Genomic DNA, 13,956 nt, shown 5'->3' on the forward strand with positions numbered 1-13,956 from the left:
ACGAAAGACGATGCACGACTCAGTGCCCCGGCTATCGTTGTTCAACAGCGCGTCCAGGCGGGCCACCTCATTTCCTTTCATGATTCTCCTGCGGCGCGATCCTCACGGCGGGCGCATCGGGTCGCCATCGACGTGTTCCAGAGCAGCCAGGATCGGGCAGTCGTCAACCGATCGCGTCCCATCGGGGCAATCGGCGATCAGCCGGTCGAGTGCGGCGGACATGGCCTGCATGGCGCGAATCTTGGCGGCAAGCTGGAGCTTCTTCTCGATGGCGCGCTGCCGCACGTCGGCACAGCAGGCGCTGTCGGCCTGGCGCAAGTGCAGCAGTTCGCGGATTTCCGCCAAGACGAAGCCGCACGCTTGGGCGTGCTGGATGAAGCGAATACGCCGCACAGCGTCCTCGCCATAGAGGCGATACCCGCGCTCGGTCCTGCTAGCGGGGGCAAGCAGCCCTTCGCGCTCATAATAGCGAAGCGCGTCAGGACTGATATCGCCCGCTTGCGCCAGCTTGCCTATGGTCAGCACGGCGTCGCATCAAGGCTGGCCAAGACCGGCGGCGCGCAGGCTCTGTTCATCCACGCCGCGGCCGGCGCAGCAGCCGGCGAGCTGACCGTCGATCGCCACGGCCGGCACCGAGCGTACCCCGAGTGCCTGGGCGCGCTTCACCACCTCGATGTCGTGCATGTCGAGTACCGCGACCTCGCAGGACGGGCAGGCCAACTCTTGCACCAAGGCAACCACCTCCGCGCAGACCGGGCAGCCGGCGGTGAACACCTCAACCTTTCGTTTGGCAGTCATTTGCGGGCTCCTTTCCACATCGGTGACGCTGAGGGCAATGCGCATGCAACCGCCCCGTCACGATCAGGATAGACCTTGAAGCTAACTCCAGAGTCAAGCCCGATTTCCCGCTTCGCCGGGCACTACGGTCAGCCGCGAATCCAGCCCAACGCGACAGGCCTTAGCCAGGATGGATGCGCCGATATAGGCGCTCAGCTTGGTAGGAAATGAGCGCGCCCGCCGCGCGCCACGGTGGAGTCACAAGCCACCCAACCGCGGCGTCCCGCGCAGCGATGACATTTTTATGCGTGCAGCCGGCGGTAAGCTGAGGCGCTTCGCAGTCAGCCCGCGCCTCCATTGGCATGGCTCCACTTGTCTGACGCTTTTACGGCGCCACGGACGCGCCAATCAATCGCGACAGGGCCTCGCGCAAATTGCCCGCAGCGGGGCACTCAGGCACACCGTGGCGCTGGGCAAGAAACGCCGGATCGTTGTAACTAACCCATGTCCGTCCGTCGGCGTCCGCCCATACGAGTGCCTTCAACGGCAGGTCTATGCCGATCGATTGCGCGCATTCCATCAGAGGCGTGCCACCCTGCGCATTGCCGAAAATCAGCAATTCAGTCGGCCGCAGCGATTTGCCGATCTTCGCCGCGCCTGCCGCATGGTCGATGCGCGCAAACACGGTCAGCCCTCGCTCCTTTACCGCTGCTTCAAGCTTGTCCATGGCCGCCCTCGGCGCCAACGGACTTCGAACGGTGACCAAGCCATCGGCAGCATGCAGGGGCATGGCAAGTGACAGCAGCAGGGCCGGCAGCAACCAACGCAGAGCTTTCATGCGGTTCTCCTGTAGAGGAGTCATTACTGTAACGGCAAAATGGCCCTTGGTGCCTTCCGGCACACGCGAAATTGGCGGCGTCCGTTTAAACGACATCGCCACATACGCCGCAATTTGGCGCCGTCACAGCGGTACCTAGTCCTCAATCCCGAAGCGGGTGACCGCATCGCACTAACCGCTGCTTGGTGCATGGCGCTTCACTCGCAGGCCTTCGAATTTAGCGTCCGGACTTCGTCGATGCGGCAGGCATACGTCACCTATTCCACGCAGGCGTCTGTTTGGGGGACTCTGTTTCGCCTCCTGTGGTCTCGCTTGTGGGCTCAGCTGAGGGAGGAGATCCGCAGGTGCGGCTATCTCATTGGCTGAACTGGTTGCGGCCTCATAGGGAACGCGGTTTGGCCCAGAGCCGGAAACCTTTTCCGCGTTGCGAGCGAACTTTCAGATAGAGAGGCTTCGGACGGCTTTAGATGTGCCAATGAGGGAGCGAAAGATGGGCGCCAAACCTATCCTCTGCACTGCGAGTGTGCTGCAGATGGAAACCCTTGGACCCGATCTTGCAGCAGCGAAGACGGGCTCCTCCAACGCGTATGCGGTTGCGCTGGGCCTGTCCCCGCCCGATGCAATCGCTGGCGACGCTCAGGCACGCGCGCCCGTGCAAGGACGGCGCGCGTGCCTGTTCGGTAGGACAGGCTGTCAAGCCTTCAGGCTACGCAAGCGCAGTTGGCGACGGCAATCAATCTGGCTGCCGGGGCGAGTCCGGTTATTTCGCCGCGTCGAACCCGGCTGCGGCACGCACGTTCCATTGGCGCCTGGGCTGGCGGTCGAAAAGAAGGGAAAGCGTAGATGGAAAGCAACGCGGCGATGATCCCCGCTGGGCGTTCCACCTTGCGTGAAACGCCGACGCTGCCCGGGCAGGTGGTTCTGGTGCTACAGGGCGGTGGGGCGCTGGGCAGCTACCAGGCGGGAGTCTACCAGGCGCTTCACGAAACCGGCATTGAACCGGACTGGGTCGTTGGCACGTCGATCGGTGCCATTAACGGGGCCATGATCGCCGGAAACCGACCAGCGGAACGACTGGACTGCTTGCGTCGGTTCTGGTGCGGCGTGACCCGCTGCGGCTTGTCCCCACTGATCGGCCCTTATTCCGCTGCCGGCGACACCTTCCACAAGCTGACCGTGCTTATCAACGGTCTTCCGACTTTTTTTGAGCCACAGCCCAGCGCATGGCTCAGCCCACACGTTTGGCTCGGCGCCGAGGTGGCGGCGTACTACTCGCCGGCGCCGCTGCGCGCATCTCTCGCCAAGCTCGTCGACTTCGCCTACTTGAACGAGAATCACATGCGGCTTACCGTGGGCACGGTGAATGTGCGTAGCGGCAGCCTGCGCTACTTCACTAACCGCGACACCACGCTCGGCCTGGAGCACGTGTTGGCCTCCGCCGCCCTTCCACCAGCATTTCCGGCCGTGCGTATCGATGGCGAGAGCTACTGGGATGGCGGCATCTATTCCAATACACCGATTGAGGTGGTGCTGGATGACAGTCCCCGCCGCGACTCGGTCATTTTCGCGGTGCAGCTATGGCCTGCGGAAGGTCCAGAGCCACAAACGATCTGGCAGGTTATCAGCCGGCAAAAGGATATTCAGTATGCCAGCCGAGTGGAGAGCCAAATGGCGCGGCAGCGCCAGATTCATCGATTGCGGCGAGTCATTCGCGAACTTGCCCAATACATTCCACCGGGCGAGCGTGAATTGCCGGCGGTCAAGGAGCTATTGCAGTGGGGTTGCGGGACCACGATGCAAGTCATTCAACTGAAGGCGCCTAGGATGGACGGCGACGATTACGCCAAGGACTTCGATTTCAGTGCCGCACGGATGCAGGCGCGTTGGGAAGCCGGCTACCGCGCCACCGCGCGGATGCTCGAGCTTGCCCCTTGGGAGGGCAAACTGGACCCTGTCGAGGGTATTGGCGTGTACGAACTCGTGCCGGCTCCCTGACCCGCATCTTGATGAAAAATGTTGCGAATCCCGGCCGACTCTCTCTACGTCCAATTTGGAAGGTTGGCGTTCACTGTTTCCGCGTCCTGTCGGTGCCAAACCAATGCCAGGAGGTTATCGCAAATGCACCCGATCGCCGAGGTCATTGCCCCGTTTTCCCGCTTCCCCGGCTGGCTGCTGAGGTTGGCATGCATTATCGCTATTGTTTGCAGCAGCCCCGCTTGGTGCAGCAATCGCTACGCCAATGGTTTTGACTTGCAAGGCGCTTTGGTCCCTCAAGACGACATCGTCAATGGCGGGCCGCCGCGCGATGGGATCCCGGCGCTGATCGCGCCACGCTTCGTGGCCGCGTCTGAGGCGACGTACCTGAGGCCCGACGACCGCGTCCTCGGCGTGTTGTTGAACGGTGTGGCGAAGGCCTATCCTGAGCGCATTCTGCTTTGGCACGAAATCGTCAACGACGAGTTCGATGGTGAACCGCTGGTTGTAAGCTTCTGCCCACTGTGCGGCACAGGTGCTGCGCACTCGGCCAGCGTTGATGGCAAGCGATTGACTTTTGGCGTGTCCGGCCTGCTCTATAACAGCAACCTGCTGCTGTACGACAAACAGACACAATCACTGTGGTCGCAGATGCTCGGCAAGGCGATAGCGGGTCCGTTCAAGGGCACCGCGTTGAAGGATTTCCCGATCACTCATACCACATGGCAAGCATGGCGGAAGGAACACCCACGCACTGTGGTGCTTTCCGAGCGTACCGGCTACCGGCGCGACTACGGCTTCAACCCTTACTCGGACTACCTGACTAACGCCCTGGTGATGTTCCGCGTCAGCCAGGAAAGCCACCGTTTCCACCCCAAGGAATGGGTGCTCGGCGTGGAGGCGGACGGCACCTACAAGGCCTACCCGTTCACAGAACTTGCCAAGGCTGGCAATGTGGTGCGTGACCGGGTGGGCGGCAGGCTCATCGAAGTTCGGCTCGATGCGGCAACCTGGTCGGCAAGCGCCTCTTCCGACGGAAAACCGTACCCATCGCAGACTGCCTACTGGTTCGCCTGGTTCGCTTTTCACCCACGCACCGACGCTTACCAAGCCCCGCCGGCCACACGAAGGTAACGAGCTTCAAATTGAAGACCGATCATCGCGGCATGGGAGATACTGGCAACGGTCGCCCCGCGAGCCAAGGCAGTGCACGCACTTGGCGTCCGTGCCGGCAGGTAGTGCCGCAGCGATTGCGCGGACTGCCGGACGTCCGATCTCTGCCGCCGTTTGCCGTCTCGATGCGGACGACTGACATGGATCGCCATCCTTCAGTGCTGGCTGCGAAGAGGCGATCGAAGCTGTCAAACGGCCGGCCTGCCCGAAGTGCCAAGTTACTGTTCTCGACATAAACGACATTGTGGTCGTCTAGGGTGCCCAGTCTCTCGCCGTTCGCTCGGTGCCCGCCGTGGCGGTCGATGGCCAGCTTGCCACGTGCTGCGCCTACCTCGGCTTCGAGGAAGCATGAACGGCTTCAAGTTCGGCGACACGGCAGAATTCGACGCGCCATGGCAGTACCGCCTCCTGCACCGCCCGCAGCGTGCCGGGATTCCTCTTCGGTGTGCTCGAAGCCAACCTTATCCACAGCGGAAGGAACCGCATGCGGGGCGCAGCCGGTCCCAATCCTAGGACGTGGCGACGCCGCGACAAAGTAATCGTCGAAATTGATGCAGACAGCCCCCGGGTCAGCTTGTGACGCGGGGGCTCTGGAACGCTTCGTCCTTCAAGCGACCACGCTGGCCGTCAGCTCTTCGGGCTAAGCCGCTTCACCGTCTCGCTCGTTGTCCACACCGCATTGGCCATGAAGCGGAAATTGGTGATCGCTGCAAGGTAGCCGTCGCCTTCGGGAAGGATTGCCGCCGCCGTCGCATCGCGTACCACGGCGACCTCGAAACCTTGCTCCAGCAACTCCCGAAGATGCGACTCCACGCAGAGGTTAGCAGACATCCCGGCCAGAATCACTTGGTCAACACGGTGCTTGCGCAACTGCAGCACGAGATCGTTCTGCTGCGGGCCATAGACCTTGTGGGGAGAGGCAACGATGGTCTTGTTATCGAGGATGTACGGCTTGTACTCCGGCATGAAATCAGCCCCGGAGTTGTCAAAGGCGTCCATGGTATATGGGCCGCGCCGTTTGAACATGCCGACCTTGTGCATCAGCTTCTCGATTGCGCCCTCGAATCTCCAGCCGCCGTCCGAGGGGTAGTAGTAGTGCGGCGAGACAGCTACGGTAATATTGGCCTTTTTTGCGGCCGCGAACAGCCGGCCTATGTTTTCCACGGTGTTCATTTGTCTAACGCTTTGGCCGACCGCGCCCCAAACAACGCCCTTCGGGCTGAGAAAATCAATCTGCGGATCAGTAACCACGAGCGCCGTGCGTGACAGATCAAGAGTCATGTCTGATGGTGGCAGCATCGGCTTGTCTGGATCAGCATATTTATCCGCCCCCTCGCGCTCCTGAGTGGCCGCAGCCAAAGGAACAGCCATTGTGGCAGCCGTGATGGCCGCCCCTGCCTTGAAGAAGCTACGGCGACCGGTGTCGACAGGCGCCTCGTCGGCGGGATCGGGATGGTGTGAGCATGAGCACGACATTCGATTTCTCCTCAAGTTGAACGCTGTGGCCTACAGGCTGGGCGCTGCAGGGAAATCCACGGGCGCCTGGTGCACTCGCTGGAAGACATTGGCAAACACAGTCTGGGCTGCCTTTAGCAAGGCCTCGGTAATTTGCGCATCGCTAAAGCCGGCCACTTTGACCGCTGCGACGTCCTCGTCACTGATGCGGCCATCCGGGCGAATCGCCCGGATGACGAATTGCACGAGGGCTTCGAGTCCAGGTCGTTTGCTCGTGCCGCGACGAATTTCGATCGTTTCAACCTCCGACAAGCCCGCGTTCTTGGCTAGCAAGGTATGGGCTGCCAGGCAGTATTTGCAGTCGTAGACCTGGCTGACGGCTAGGGCAATCGCCTCCTGGTTCAACGTGCCGAGTTGGCTATCGTTAAGCGACGAGTCGAGCTGAAGGAAGCTTTGCAGCGCGGTCGGGCTGTTTGCGATGCCCCGATGGATATTAGGGACTGCCCCAACCGCCTGGCGGATGGCGTCGTACAGTTCCTTTACCGCCCCGGACGCCTGCTCTGGCGCCACTGCATTGAGTCTGGTCATCTTCAATCTCCATGGTTAGAAATGAGAGACCTCCAGCGGAGTCTTATCCCGCTGTGGCCTGCTTGTAAGATATTGCGTACCATGGAGACAATCGATGTCAAAACGTCTGGAATTCCTGTCCACTCGTCTAGATTCCACCCCATGGATGTACTTACAGACATCACTCACACAATGCGTCTGAAGGGCGGCGTCGACTTTCGGTGTGAATTTTCCGCCCCTTGGGGCCTGGAGATGCAATCCGGGCCGGTCGCCCGTTTTCACATCATCGTCCGCGGTAATTGCTGGTTGAAAATGGCGGACCAACCCGAATGGGTTCCGCTCCACGCTGGAGACCTAGTGGTCCTTCTTCATGGCACAGGCCACAGCCTGGTCGATGCGCCGGGCAGTTGTGTTATTCCCGCGGACTCAGTGCCTCGTCCGGACACCCCGGGCGATTTCATCTCGATCGAAGCGGGCGGCGGCGGCCTACCGGCCACCGTGCTTTGCGGTCACTTCGAATTCGATAGGGAACAAGACAACTATCTGCTGCGCAGTCTGCCAACACTTATTCATTTGCGTGGCACAGAGACCTATGAGTTCGAATGGCTTCAGACGGTGCATCGCTTCATTGCTGACGAAACGCAACGGGCCAGATCCGGTGCCGCCGCGGTAATTCAGCGGCTCGTGGAAGTGCTGTTCATCCAGATGCTGCGGACATACGTTGCGAAGTCGGGGCCGGCCGCTGGCATTCTCGGTGCGATCGCAGACAAACAGGTGGGTGCGGCGCTCAACCATATCCACAGGGCGCCTGAGCAATCATGGACCGTCGCGACACTTGCCACCGAGGCATGCATGTCGCGCGCGGCCTTCGCGATTCGCTTCAGAGAAATGGTCGGTCAAACTCCGATGCAGTACGTGACGCGGCGGCGCATGTGCAAAGCCGCGGAATTTCTCACGCATACACACCTAGGCATCGCGGCAATTGCCGAGCGTGTCGGCTATGAATCTGAGACTGCTTTCAGCAAGGCATTCAAGAAGATCTTCGGGTGCGGTCCGGGGGCATTTCGTCGGGGTCGATCCGAAGACCGCACGCTAACGTGAGTACCGTCCCCGAGCCCGCCGCAGCACTCATCCGTATTCCCAGCAAGACATCGATGTCGAGCACGATGGAGAGCCGGATGTGGCGAAAGCCGGCTAGTGCATCTTTCGCGACGCCAAGCGTGCCGCGTAAGTCGAATTCCCCTTCGGTCTTGAGATATCGACCGCCCGCCTCGATGTCGGGCGCCGTGGCTTCGGCGGAGGTGTTGAGTATTTGAACCGCGGCCCCGATTACGTCAGCCGACTGGACTCCTGGGCAAGCATTCATCGGCTGCTCACCCTGCTGGCGAGCCCGGCTGCCGCTGGGGCTGTCATAGCGAACCTCCAATGCGACGGCCCTTGATGCCAGCCCTTAGGTAAGCAGTCACTGTGCGAGCAGCATGACCCTCCGCGACGACACGTACTCGGCGGGACCTGTAACCTTTTTGCGCTTGTCGACGAATCTCTTAGTACGGGAATCCCAAATGGTAGAGGGGAGAGTATCCGTTCGTCCCCCTCGGGCGAGAAGGATGGTCGGGTGCTGGAGGCTAAAGACGGCACGAAGAGCGCCGTGATGGGCAATGAAGCATTCCGCTTCGAGTAGGCATTGAACTCCGATCAGCGGGGGGCACTAATTCGGGAGTCGCGTTCCGCAGAGGGCCGGCACGGGCATAACGACATGGGCGTGCGTAAGTGCCGAGTCCCGCGGGCAAATAGTGAGGGGCTCATGGACACGCAGGTGGCGATGTTCGCGAACACGCGTCGTAACCTTCCGGCAAGACGGCGTCTGCCCGGACAAGTCGTGCTGGTGTTTCAGGGTGGCGGGGCATTGGGAAGCTACCAGGCGGGGGTCTATCAAGCGCTGCATGAAGCCTGCATCGAGCCGGACTGGGTCATTGGCACTTCGATCGGCGCCATTAACGGGGCGATCATCGCCGGCAACGCGCCAGCGGAACGACTAGCCTGCCTACGGCGGTTCTGGCACGGAGTGTCGTGCCGTGGCTTGTCCACGTTGGTCGGCGCTTACCCGGGCGCCAGCGAATTCTGGTGCAAGCTTGCTGTGCTCATCGAAGGGGTCCCGAGCCTGTTCATCCCCCAGCCCGAAGCGTGTCTCAACCCCCATGCGCGGTTGGGCTCCGAGGCGGCGGCGTACTACTCCACGGCACCACTGCGCGGGTCGCTTGCCACGCTCGTGGATTTCGATTATTTGAATGACAAGAACGTGAGGCTTACCGTGGGCACGGTGAATGTACGGACGGGCAACCCGCGCTATTTCACCAACCGCGATACGCCGCTGGCGCCCGAACACATCCTGGCCTCCGCCGCCCTGCCGCCGGCCTTTCCGGCGGTGCGCATTGAAGGGGAAAGCTATTGGGATGGCGGGATTCATTCAAATACGCCGATCGAGGCGGTGCTGGACGAACGCCCCCGCCGCGACTCGGTCATCTTTGCAGCCCAATTGTGGCCGGCGGAGGGGCCCGAGCCGGAAACAATCTGGCAGGTGATCAGCCGCCAGAAGGATATTCAGTACGCGAGCCGGGTTGAGAGCCAGCTCGCGCGGCAGCGCCAGCTTCATCGGTTGCGGCATGTCATCCGCGAGCTGGCACGATATATTCCGGAGAGCGAGCGCGACTCGCCGGCCGTCAAGGAACTGCTGCAATGGGGTTGCGTAACCACCATGCATGTGATCCAGCTAAAGGCGCCGCGCATGAGCGGCGACGATCACACCAGCGACATTGATTTCAGCGCTGGACGCCTGCAGGCGCGTTGGGAGGCGGGCTATGATGCCACGGTGCGAATGATTGAGCGCGCTCCGTGGGAGGAGGATCTGGATCCGGTGGAGGGCATCGCCGTGCATGAGGTGGCGAAGGCGTGATCAAAAGGCATAGTTCCTGCGACGGCACGCCCCGCCAGTACGCGATGTGGCCGACAAACGCTGCCTTGAGCAGGGAGTAATACCGGACCGCATTATGGTCGAGATCGCCATTGACCTTGACATCGTAATAGCAGGCCATCTCCCTTCGCAGGCAAACAGTGTGCGAATCGCTAGCCCGCAGGGATTCGGCGCACAGCACAGCTCGCAGAGGGCACGGTTATCCGTTGACGGCGACAGTCTGGCGCAAATGAGCCAACAACTCGCCCAGGGTTGCCCCGATCCTGTCGGGCACCGCATCGAGGCGTTCAATGGCGCCCTGTTGGCGATTGACCCAGAATGTCTTGAAGCCGAACCACGCCGCCCCGCTCACGTCCCAGCCGTTCGACGACACAAAGGTGATCCGACCTGCCGGAAGGCCGAACGCTTCGCACGCCAACGCGTAAACCGCTGGGTCCGGCTTATATTTTCTGATCCGGTCGACGCTCAGGACGTGAGTGAATAGCCCCTCCATCCCGGCACTGCGCACTGCGCCTTCCAGCATCGCCGGGCTGCCGTTTGACAGAATCGCCAAGTCGCCGCCCAGTTGCCTGATGGATTGCAGCGCAGCGAGATTCTCCGGAAACGGGGCGAGGTGCAGGTAGGCGTCCATCAGCCCCTTCCGTTGCGGTTCCGAGCGAGGGAGTCCCAATTGCTCGGCGGCGTGCTCCAAGGCGGCTTCGGTGATTGTCCAGAAGTCGGCGTACCGATCCGCAATGGTCCGCAGGAAGGAATACTCAAGCTGCTTCGCCCGCCAGGCCTGCGACAGCGCGCGGCCGTGGCCAGGATAGAGGGCCTCGGCTGCCGCTGCGACCGAGTGTACGTCGAAGAGTGTGCCGTAAGCGTCAAAAGCCACGGCAAATCGGGCGGAGGATTCCATGCGGTCGTCCCTTGGCTGCGGTTATCGGAATCGTCGGTGAGAGGCGGGGCCTTTCACGGAAAAGGTGACAGCCCCGCTGACCTCATTTGCGCGGAAGCTCCCACGCATGCCCCTCGAACCGCGGGTCCACCTTGGTGTGGAACACGTGATTGGCGTAATTGCTGAGCGTCTTGACCCCAATCGCAAGAATGATCTCGAGCACGTGCCGTTCGCCGTATCCGGCCGCAAGGAAGGCTTGTACGTTCTGTTCGGTGGGCCGGCCGCGCGACTCGACCATCAACCGTGTGAAGGTCGCCAACGCGCGCATTTTCGGATCGTCGATCGGCTGGTCCTCGCGCAGGGCGGCAATGGCCTGCGCCGGCGTTTTGGAAACGGCCTCGGCAATCATGCTGTGGGCTGCCATGCAATAGTCGCACTCGTTGACCCGGCTGATCGCGAGAAACACCACCTCCTGCTCGGCTGGCGTAAGGCCCGACTCCTTGCGGAACAGGTTGTAGCCGAACAGGTAGGTCTCGAGCAAGCCGGGCGCATTGGCCATCCCGGCGTACATATTGGGAATCATGCCGACTTGCTTGAGGGCCGTGTCGAGGGCTTCCTTGGTCCGACCTTGGGCGGTCTCAATGGACTGGGCGGGCAGGGAAAGATGTGCAACGTTCTCCATGATGTTCTCCTTATGACGGAAGGAATTTGGATCAATTGGTACAGAAAAGAGAAAAAAAGAGTCTAGGCTTCGAGTTTCGACAGCAGCGCTTCAACGGTTGGTTTCAATGCCCTGGCGCCAAAGCCGGCCTTGGCGAGTACGCGCAGACCCGCAATACCGCTGACAAGGGCGATGGCTTCCGCTTTGGGCTCAATGCCGGCGCGAATTTCGCCCCGCGCCTGCCCGGCGCGAAGCGCCGATTCGAAGACATGTGCCATATGGATGAAGCCCTCCTGCACAATGGTGGCGATTTCCGGGTCGTGTGGTGCCACCTCGACGGCTGAATTGACCAGCAGGCATCCCTTGCCTGCATCGTTATCGCTGGCGATCGAAGTCAGTAGCGTCCGTAAGCTCTTGAGCGCGGGTTGGCGCTGCAGGCCTGTCGCCAATTGCGCGGCGCGCTCCGTGCTGTATTGCCGCAAGGCCGCCATGAAGACTTCCCGCTTGCTGCCGAAAGTGTTGTACAGGGAAGACTTGGCAAGCCCCATCTCGGCCGTCAGGTCGCTGGTCGACACGGCGTGGTAGCCATGTCGCCAGATCGCTTCGATCGCCGCCGACAGTGCCTCGGATTTGTCAAATTCAATTGTGCGTGCCATGTGCGTTTCCCTTTCTGGACCGATCGTACCACAATAGCCTCTTTCACGGAGCCGCATCCCGCACGGGCGTCCATATTCCGAGAAGCCGGCCTGCCGCGCCGTTGCCGCGCTGCAGCTCTCTGCGGATGCGGGGGCATGTAACCTTTTCGCGCTTGCCGACGAATCTTCTGGTACTGGCTTCCCACGTAGTGGTTCGACTCGGGAACCGGATCCCTCATGGAAGGAGGTGCGAACATGGCCAAGAATCTATTGCTCCTCGTCGTGGCGGCCGCCGCCGCCCTGGGCACAGCGGCGACGTACGCGGCCACCACGCGCGATGTATACACGGATGGCAGCAGCATCATGGGGCCGCGTGATCCGTACACCGATGGCGGGAAGGCCGGGAAATTCGATGTCTATTCGGCTGGCGCCAGGGTGGGCGACAAGCGTGATCCGTTCACGGACGGTGCCAAGAGCGGCAGGTTTGACCCCTATACGGATGGCACCCGTGCGTTGACGCCAGATCGCGTCGCCAGCGCGCTCGACAACGCGCGTACCGGCGACGGTACGCTCTATGGCTATCGCGTCTGAGTTGCCAGGCGCAGCCGGGCTGCGCGCCCACTTGTCGGGGCCGAGTGTCTCAGGGCACTCGGCGCAGGCAAGCTTTGTCTGACGAAGGAGCATGCCATGTACAACAAGCACAACAAGCTCGCACTTGCCGCGCTCACCGCCGTCGTTTCGCTGTCTTCGACCGCGGCCGACATGAGTGACATCGTGAAATCCTATGCGCTCAAGGACGGCTCGACCGTCTACATCTTCAAGGATGGGAAGATGGGGGTGGAGAATCCGTTCGGCCGCGTGGTGAGCGTGAAGGAAGGTCAGGTGCTGGAGGCGAAAGACGGCACGAAGATCACCATGAAGGGCAATGAAGTATTTCGCCTCGACAAGGCATTGAACGCCGATCGGCGGGGGCACTAATTGGTGCATCGCGTTGAAAGTGGGCAGGGCGTTGGCGCGCGAACTGCGGGAAGCGCTTCCGCCGGACCTGGCTGCGCCCCGGAAGGCCACTCGGTCCACGCCAAGTTCTTGTAATCGAGGTGTTGCGGCGCTCCAGGATTGATAACCTGAAAATATGGTGACACGTCGAAATCGCGCGGTACGAACAGACTGTGGTGGCGGACATGGAAGATCTCCTTGACGCAGGCGCGGCACATGGGGTCATCGACCATCTGTCGCGTGATGACCGGCAAGATCGGATATCGCACGGATTGGAAGGCCTGTGCGATCAGCGTCGAGCAAATCGGTAGGATCCCCACTTCCCAAGGCCAGCATTCTTCGCCTCCAATGCGACGGGACCGGCGGAGTGGGGATCAGGTAACGCGCCAGATCGACGACGTTCTTCAGGTCATAGCCCTCCCCGAGGCGGGCGATCGCGTAGTCGATCACGCGCATCGCGTCCGCCGGCGTGATTGCGAAGGGTCGGCAAATCCGTGCGTGCAATCCGCCGAACTCGGAAATTGGCACGCCGCGCACCCCCGCGACGGCGTCGGCGTCGATAAATACCAGGGGCTCGTCGTTGCGATTGCGGCCCAGGTCCCGGCCGACAAAGAGCGCCGCATGTGACCACGTCGACTGCGTCAGGTACTTGATCGCGGTACTGATGCGTCGGTTTCCCTCCACAAGCAGGACATCACACGGCTGGAGCAAACGGGCCAACAGATTGAGGTCGGTGGGCGGGTTCGGGTAGGGGGCTCGCGAGGTGCCCGTCAGATAGCGCGCGAGCCATGTTCCAACCACCTGGAGAGGCGTTCTCATTTCGATCTCCGAGAGTGTTGCAACGATGCGAAGCTGACCCTTCACCGGTGCAAGCGGATCAGTATTGCGGCTCTGGCAGTCGCGTTGCCCGGCTCTGCTGCCTGCGGCAATCGTGAGTTCCTCAAAGTCGCGCAGCAGAACCACAGCTCGGGACGTGCTTCGCGACCCGAGCCTGGAAGTCCTGTCCGAAGCTGCCATCGCGCTGGATCAGAA

The 13,956-nt window shown here is 61.5% G+C and carries 15 protein-coding genes and 1 pseudogene; 6 read left to right on the forward strand and 10 right to left on the reverse strand.

The window, feature by feature from the left end:
* Positions 1-102: 102 nt before the first annotated feature.
* From IPF36_RS17060 to IPF36_RS17070, 3 genes are all read right to left on the reverse strand, one after another.
* Entirely contained in the window at positions 103-525 is a 423-nt protein-coding gene (locus IPF36_RS17060; RefSeq protein ID WP_195429116.1) for a heavy metal-responsive transcriptional regulator, read from the reverse strand.
* Between the two features lie 9 nt (positions 526-534).
* A complete protein-coding gene (locus tag IPF36_RS17065; protein ID WP_195429118.1) occupies positions 535-798 on the reverse strand; it encodes a thioredoxin family protein in 264 nt (87 codons plus the stop codon).
* Between the two features lie 364 nt (positions 799-1,162).
* Positions 1,163-1,615 (reverse strand): DUF302 domain-containing protein, encoded by a 453-nt coding sequence (locus IPF36_RS17070; protein WP_195429120.1) that lies wholly within the window; start codon positions 1,613-1,615, stop codon positions 1,163-1,165.
* A gap of 843 nt (positions 1,616-2,458) precedes the next feature.
* On the opposite strand from IPF36_RS17070, the gene IPF36_RS17075 reads away from it, so the two are divergent.
* On the forward strand, positions 2,459-3,610 hold the full coding sequence (locus IPF36_RS17075) for a patatin-like phospholipase family protein (RefSeq protein ID WP_255519812.1): 1,152 nt from the start codon (positions 2,459-2,461) through the stop codon (positions 3,608-3,610).
* A gap of 123 nt (positions 3,611-3,733) precedes the next feature.
* On the forward strand, positions 3,734-4,723 hold the full coding sequence (locus IPF36_RS17080; RefSeq protein WP_195429122.1) for a DUF3179 domain-containing protein: 990 nt from the start codon (positions 3,734-3,736) through the stop codon (positions 4,721-4,723).
* Between the two features lie 666 nt (positions 4,724-5,389).
* On the opposite strand, the gene IPF36_RS17085 is transcribed toward IPF36_RS17080, so the two are convergent.
* Both IPF36_RS17085 and IPF36_RS17090 read right to left on the reverse strand, forming a co-directional pair.
* Complete coding sequence (locus IPF36_RS17085; protein WP_195429226.1) at positions 5,390-6,133, reverse strand: cysteine hydrolase; 744 nt, start codon at positions 6,131-6,133, stop codon at positions 5,390-5,392.
* A gap of 135 nt (positions 6,134-6,268) precedes the next feature.
* The gene (locus tag IPF36_RS17090; protein ID WP_195429124.1) at positions 6,269-6,805 is read right to left on the reverse strand and encodes a carboxymuconolactone decarboxylase family protein; all 537 of its coding nucleotides are present in this window, start codon (positions 6,803-6,805) and stop codon (positions 6,269-6,271) included.
* Between the two features lie 141 nt (positions 6,806-6,946).
* Here IPF36_RS17090 and IPF36_RS17095 point away from each other — a divergent pair, with 141 nt between their 5' ends.
* The gene (locus tag IPF36_RS17095) at positions 6,947-7,885 is read left to right on the forward strand and encodes an AraC family transcriptional regulator (protein WP_195429126.1); all 939 of its coding nucleotides are present in this window, start codon (positions 6,947-6,949) and stop codon (positions 7,883-7,885) included.
* A gap of 703 nt (positions 7,886-8,588) precedes the next feature.
* Positions 8,589-9,737, forward strand: a complete 1,149-nt coding sequence (locus IPF36_RS17100; RefSeq protein WP_195429128.1) for a patatin-like phospholipase family protein — start codon at positions 8,589-8,591, stop codon at positions 9,735-9,737.
* 61 nt (positions 9,738-9,798) lie between these two features.
* On the opposite strand, the pseudogene IPF36_RS35090 reads toward IPF36_RS17100, so the two are convergent.
* The 4 genes and pseudogenes from IPF36_RS35090 to IPF36_RS17115 form a co-directional block, all read right to left on the reverse strand.
* Positions 9,799-9,936: pseudogene (locus IPF36_RS35090) on the reverse strand (DUF427 domain-containing protein); the annotation flags it as partial.
* Positions 9,937-9,954: 18 nt separating this feature from the next.
* Positions 9,955-10,653 (reverse strand): haloacid dehalogenase type II, encoded by a 699-nt coding sequence (locus IPF36_RS17105; protein ID WP_195429136.1) that lies wholly within the window; start codon positions 10,651-10,653, stop codon positions 9,955-9,957.
* Between the two features lie 82 nt (positions 10,654-10,735).
* The gene (locus tag IPF36_RS17110) at positions 10,736-11,314 is read right to left on the reverse strand and encodes a carboxymuconolactone decarboxylase family protein (protein WP_195429139.1); all 579 of its coding nucleotides are present in this window, start codon (positions 11,312-11,314) and stop codon (positions 10,736-10,738) included.
* Between the two features lie 62 nt (positions 11,315-11,376).
* Positions 11,377-11,949 (reverse strand): TetR/AcrR family transcriptional regulator, encoded by a 573-nt coding sequence (locus IPF36_RS17115; protein WP_195429142.1) that lies wholly within the window; start codon positions 11,947-11,949, stop codon positions 11,377-11,379.
* A 234-nt stretch (positions 11,950-12,183) separates the two neighbouring features.
* On the opposite strand from IPF36_RS17115, the gene IPF36_RS17120 reads away from it, so the two are divergent.
* Entirely contained in the window at positions 12,184-12,519 is a 336-nt protein-coding gene (locus IPF36_RS17120) for a hypothetical protein (protein WP_195429144.1), read from the forward strand.
* A 96-nt stretch (positions 12,520-12,615) separates the two neighbouring features.
* Entirely contained in the window at positions 12,616-12,906 is a 291-nt protein-coding gene (gene copK / locus IPF36_RS17125) for a periplasmic Cu(I)/Cu(II)-binding protein CopK (protein ID WP_195429147.1), read from the forward strand.
* 240 nt (positions 12,907-13,146) lie between these two features.
* Here copK and IPF36_RS17130 read toward each other — a convergent pair whose 3' ends face one another.
* Positions 13,147-13,743 (reverse strand): hypothetical protein, encoded by a 597-nt coding sequence (locus tag IPF36_RS17130; RefSeq protein WP_255519813.1) that lies wholly within the window; start codon positions 13,741-13,743, stop codon positions 13,147-13,149.
* Positions 13,744-13,956: the final 213 nt, after the last annotated feature.

The sequence above is a fragment of the Cupriavidus sp. IK-TO18 genome (assembly GCF_015549295.1).
Classification (GTDB): Bacteria; Pseudomonadota; Gammaproteobacteria; order Burkholderiales; family Burkholderiaceae; genus Cupriavidus; species Cupriavidus oxalaticus_A.

Coding starts and splice junctions, on each gene's coding strand:
- IPF36_RS17065 (WP_195429118.1), bottom strand. CDS start 798: ATGACTGCCAAACGAAAGGTTGAGGTGTTCACCGCCGGCTGCCCGGTC.
- IPF36_RS17070 (WP_195429120.1), bottom strand. CDS start 1,615: ATGAAAGCTCTGCGTTGGTTGCTGCCGGCCCTGCTGCTGTCACTTGCC.
- IPF36_RS17075 (WP_255519812.1), top strand. CDS start 2,459: ATGGAAAGCAACGCGGCGATGATCCCCGCTGGGCGTTCCACCTTGCGT.
- IPF36_RS17080 (WP_195429122.1), top strand. CDS start 3,734: ATGCACCCGATCGCCGAGGTCATTGCCCCGTTTTCCCGCTTCCCCGGC.
- IPF36_RS17085 (WP_195429226.1), bottom strand. CDS start 6,133: ATGGCTGTTCCTTTGGCTGCGGCCACTCAGGAGCGCGAGGGGGCGGAT.
- IPF36_RS17090 (WP_195429124.1), bottom strand. CDS start 6,805: ATGACCAGACTCAATGCAGTGGCGCCAGAGCAGGCGTCCGGGGCGGTA.
- IPF36_RS17095 (WP_195429126.1), top strand. CDS start 6,947: ATGGATGTACTTACAGACATCACTCACACAATGCGTCTGAAGGGCGGC.
- IPF36_RS17100 (WP_195429128.1), top strand. CDS start 8,589: ATGGACACGCAGGTGGCGATGTTCGCGAACACGCGTCGTAACCTTCCG.
- IPF36_RS17105 (WP_195429136.1), bottom strand. CDS start 10,653: ATGGAATCCTCCGCCCGATTTGCCGTGGCTTTTGACGCTTACGGCACA.
- IPF36_RS17110 (WP_195429139.1), bottom strand. CDS start 11,314: ATGGAGAACGTTGCACATCTTTCCCTGCCCGCCCAGTCCATTGAGACC.
- IPF36_RS17115 (WP_195429142.1), bottom strand. CDS start 11,949: ATGGCACGCACAATTGAATTTGACAAATCCGAGGCACTGTCGGCGGCG.
- IPF36_RS17120 (WP_195429144.1), top strand. CDS start 12,184: ATGGCCAAGAATCTATTGCTCCTCGTCGTGGCGGCCGCCGCCGCCCTG.
- copK (WP_195429147.1), top strand. CDS start 12,616: ATGTACAACAAGCACAACAAGCTCGCACTTGCCGCGCTCACCGCCGTC.
- IPF36_RS17130 (WP_255519813.1), bottom strand. CDS start 13,743: ATGAGAACGCCTCTCCAGGTGGTTGGAACATGGCTCGCGCGCTATCTG.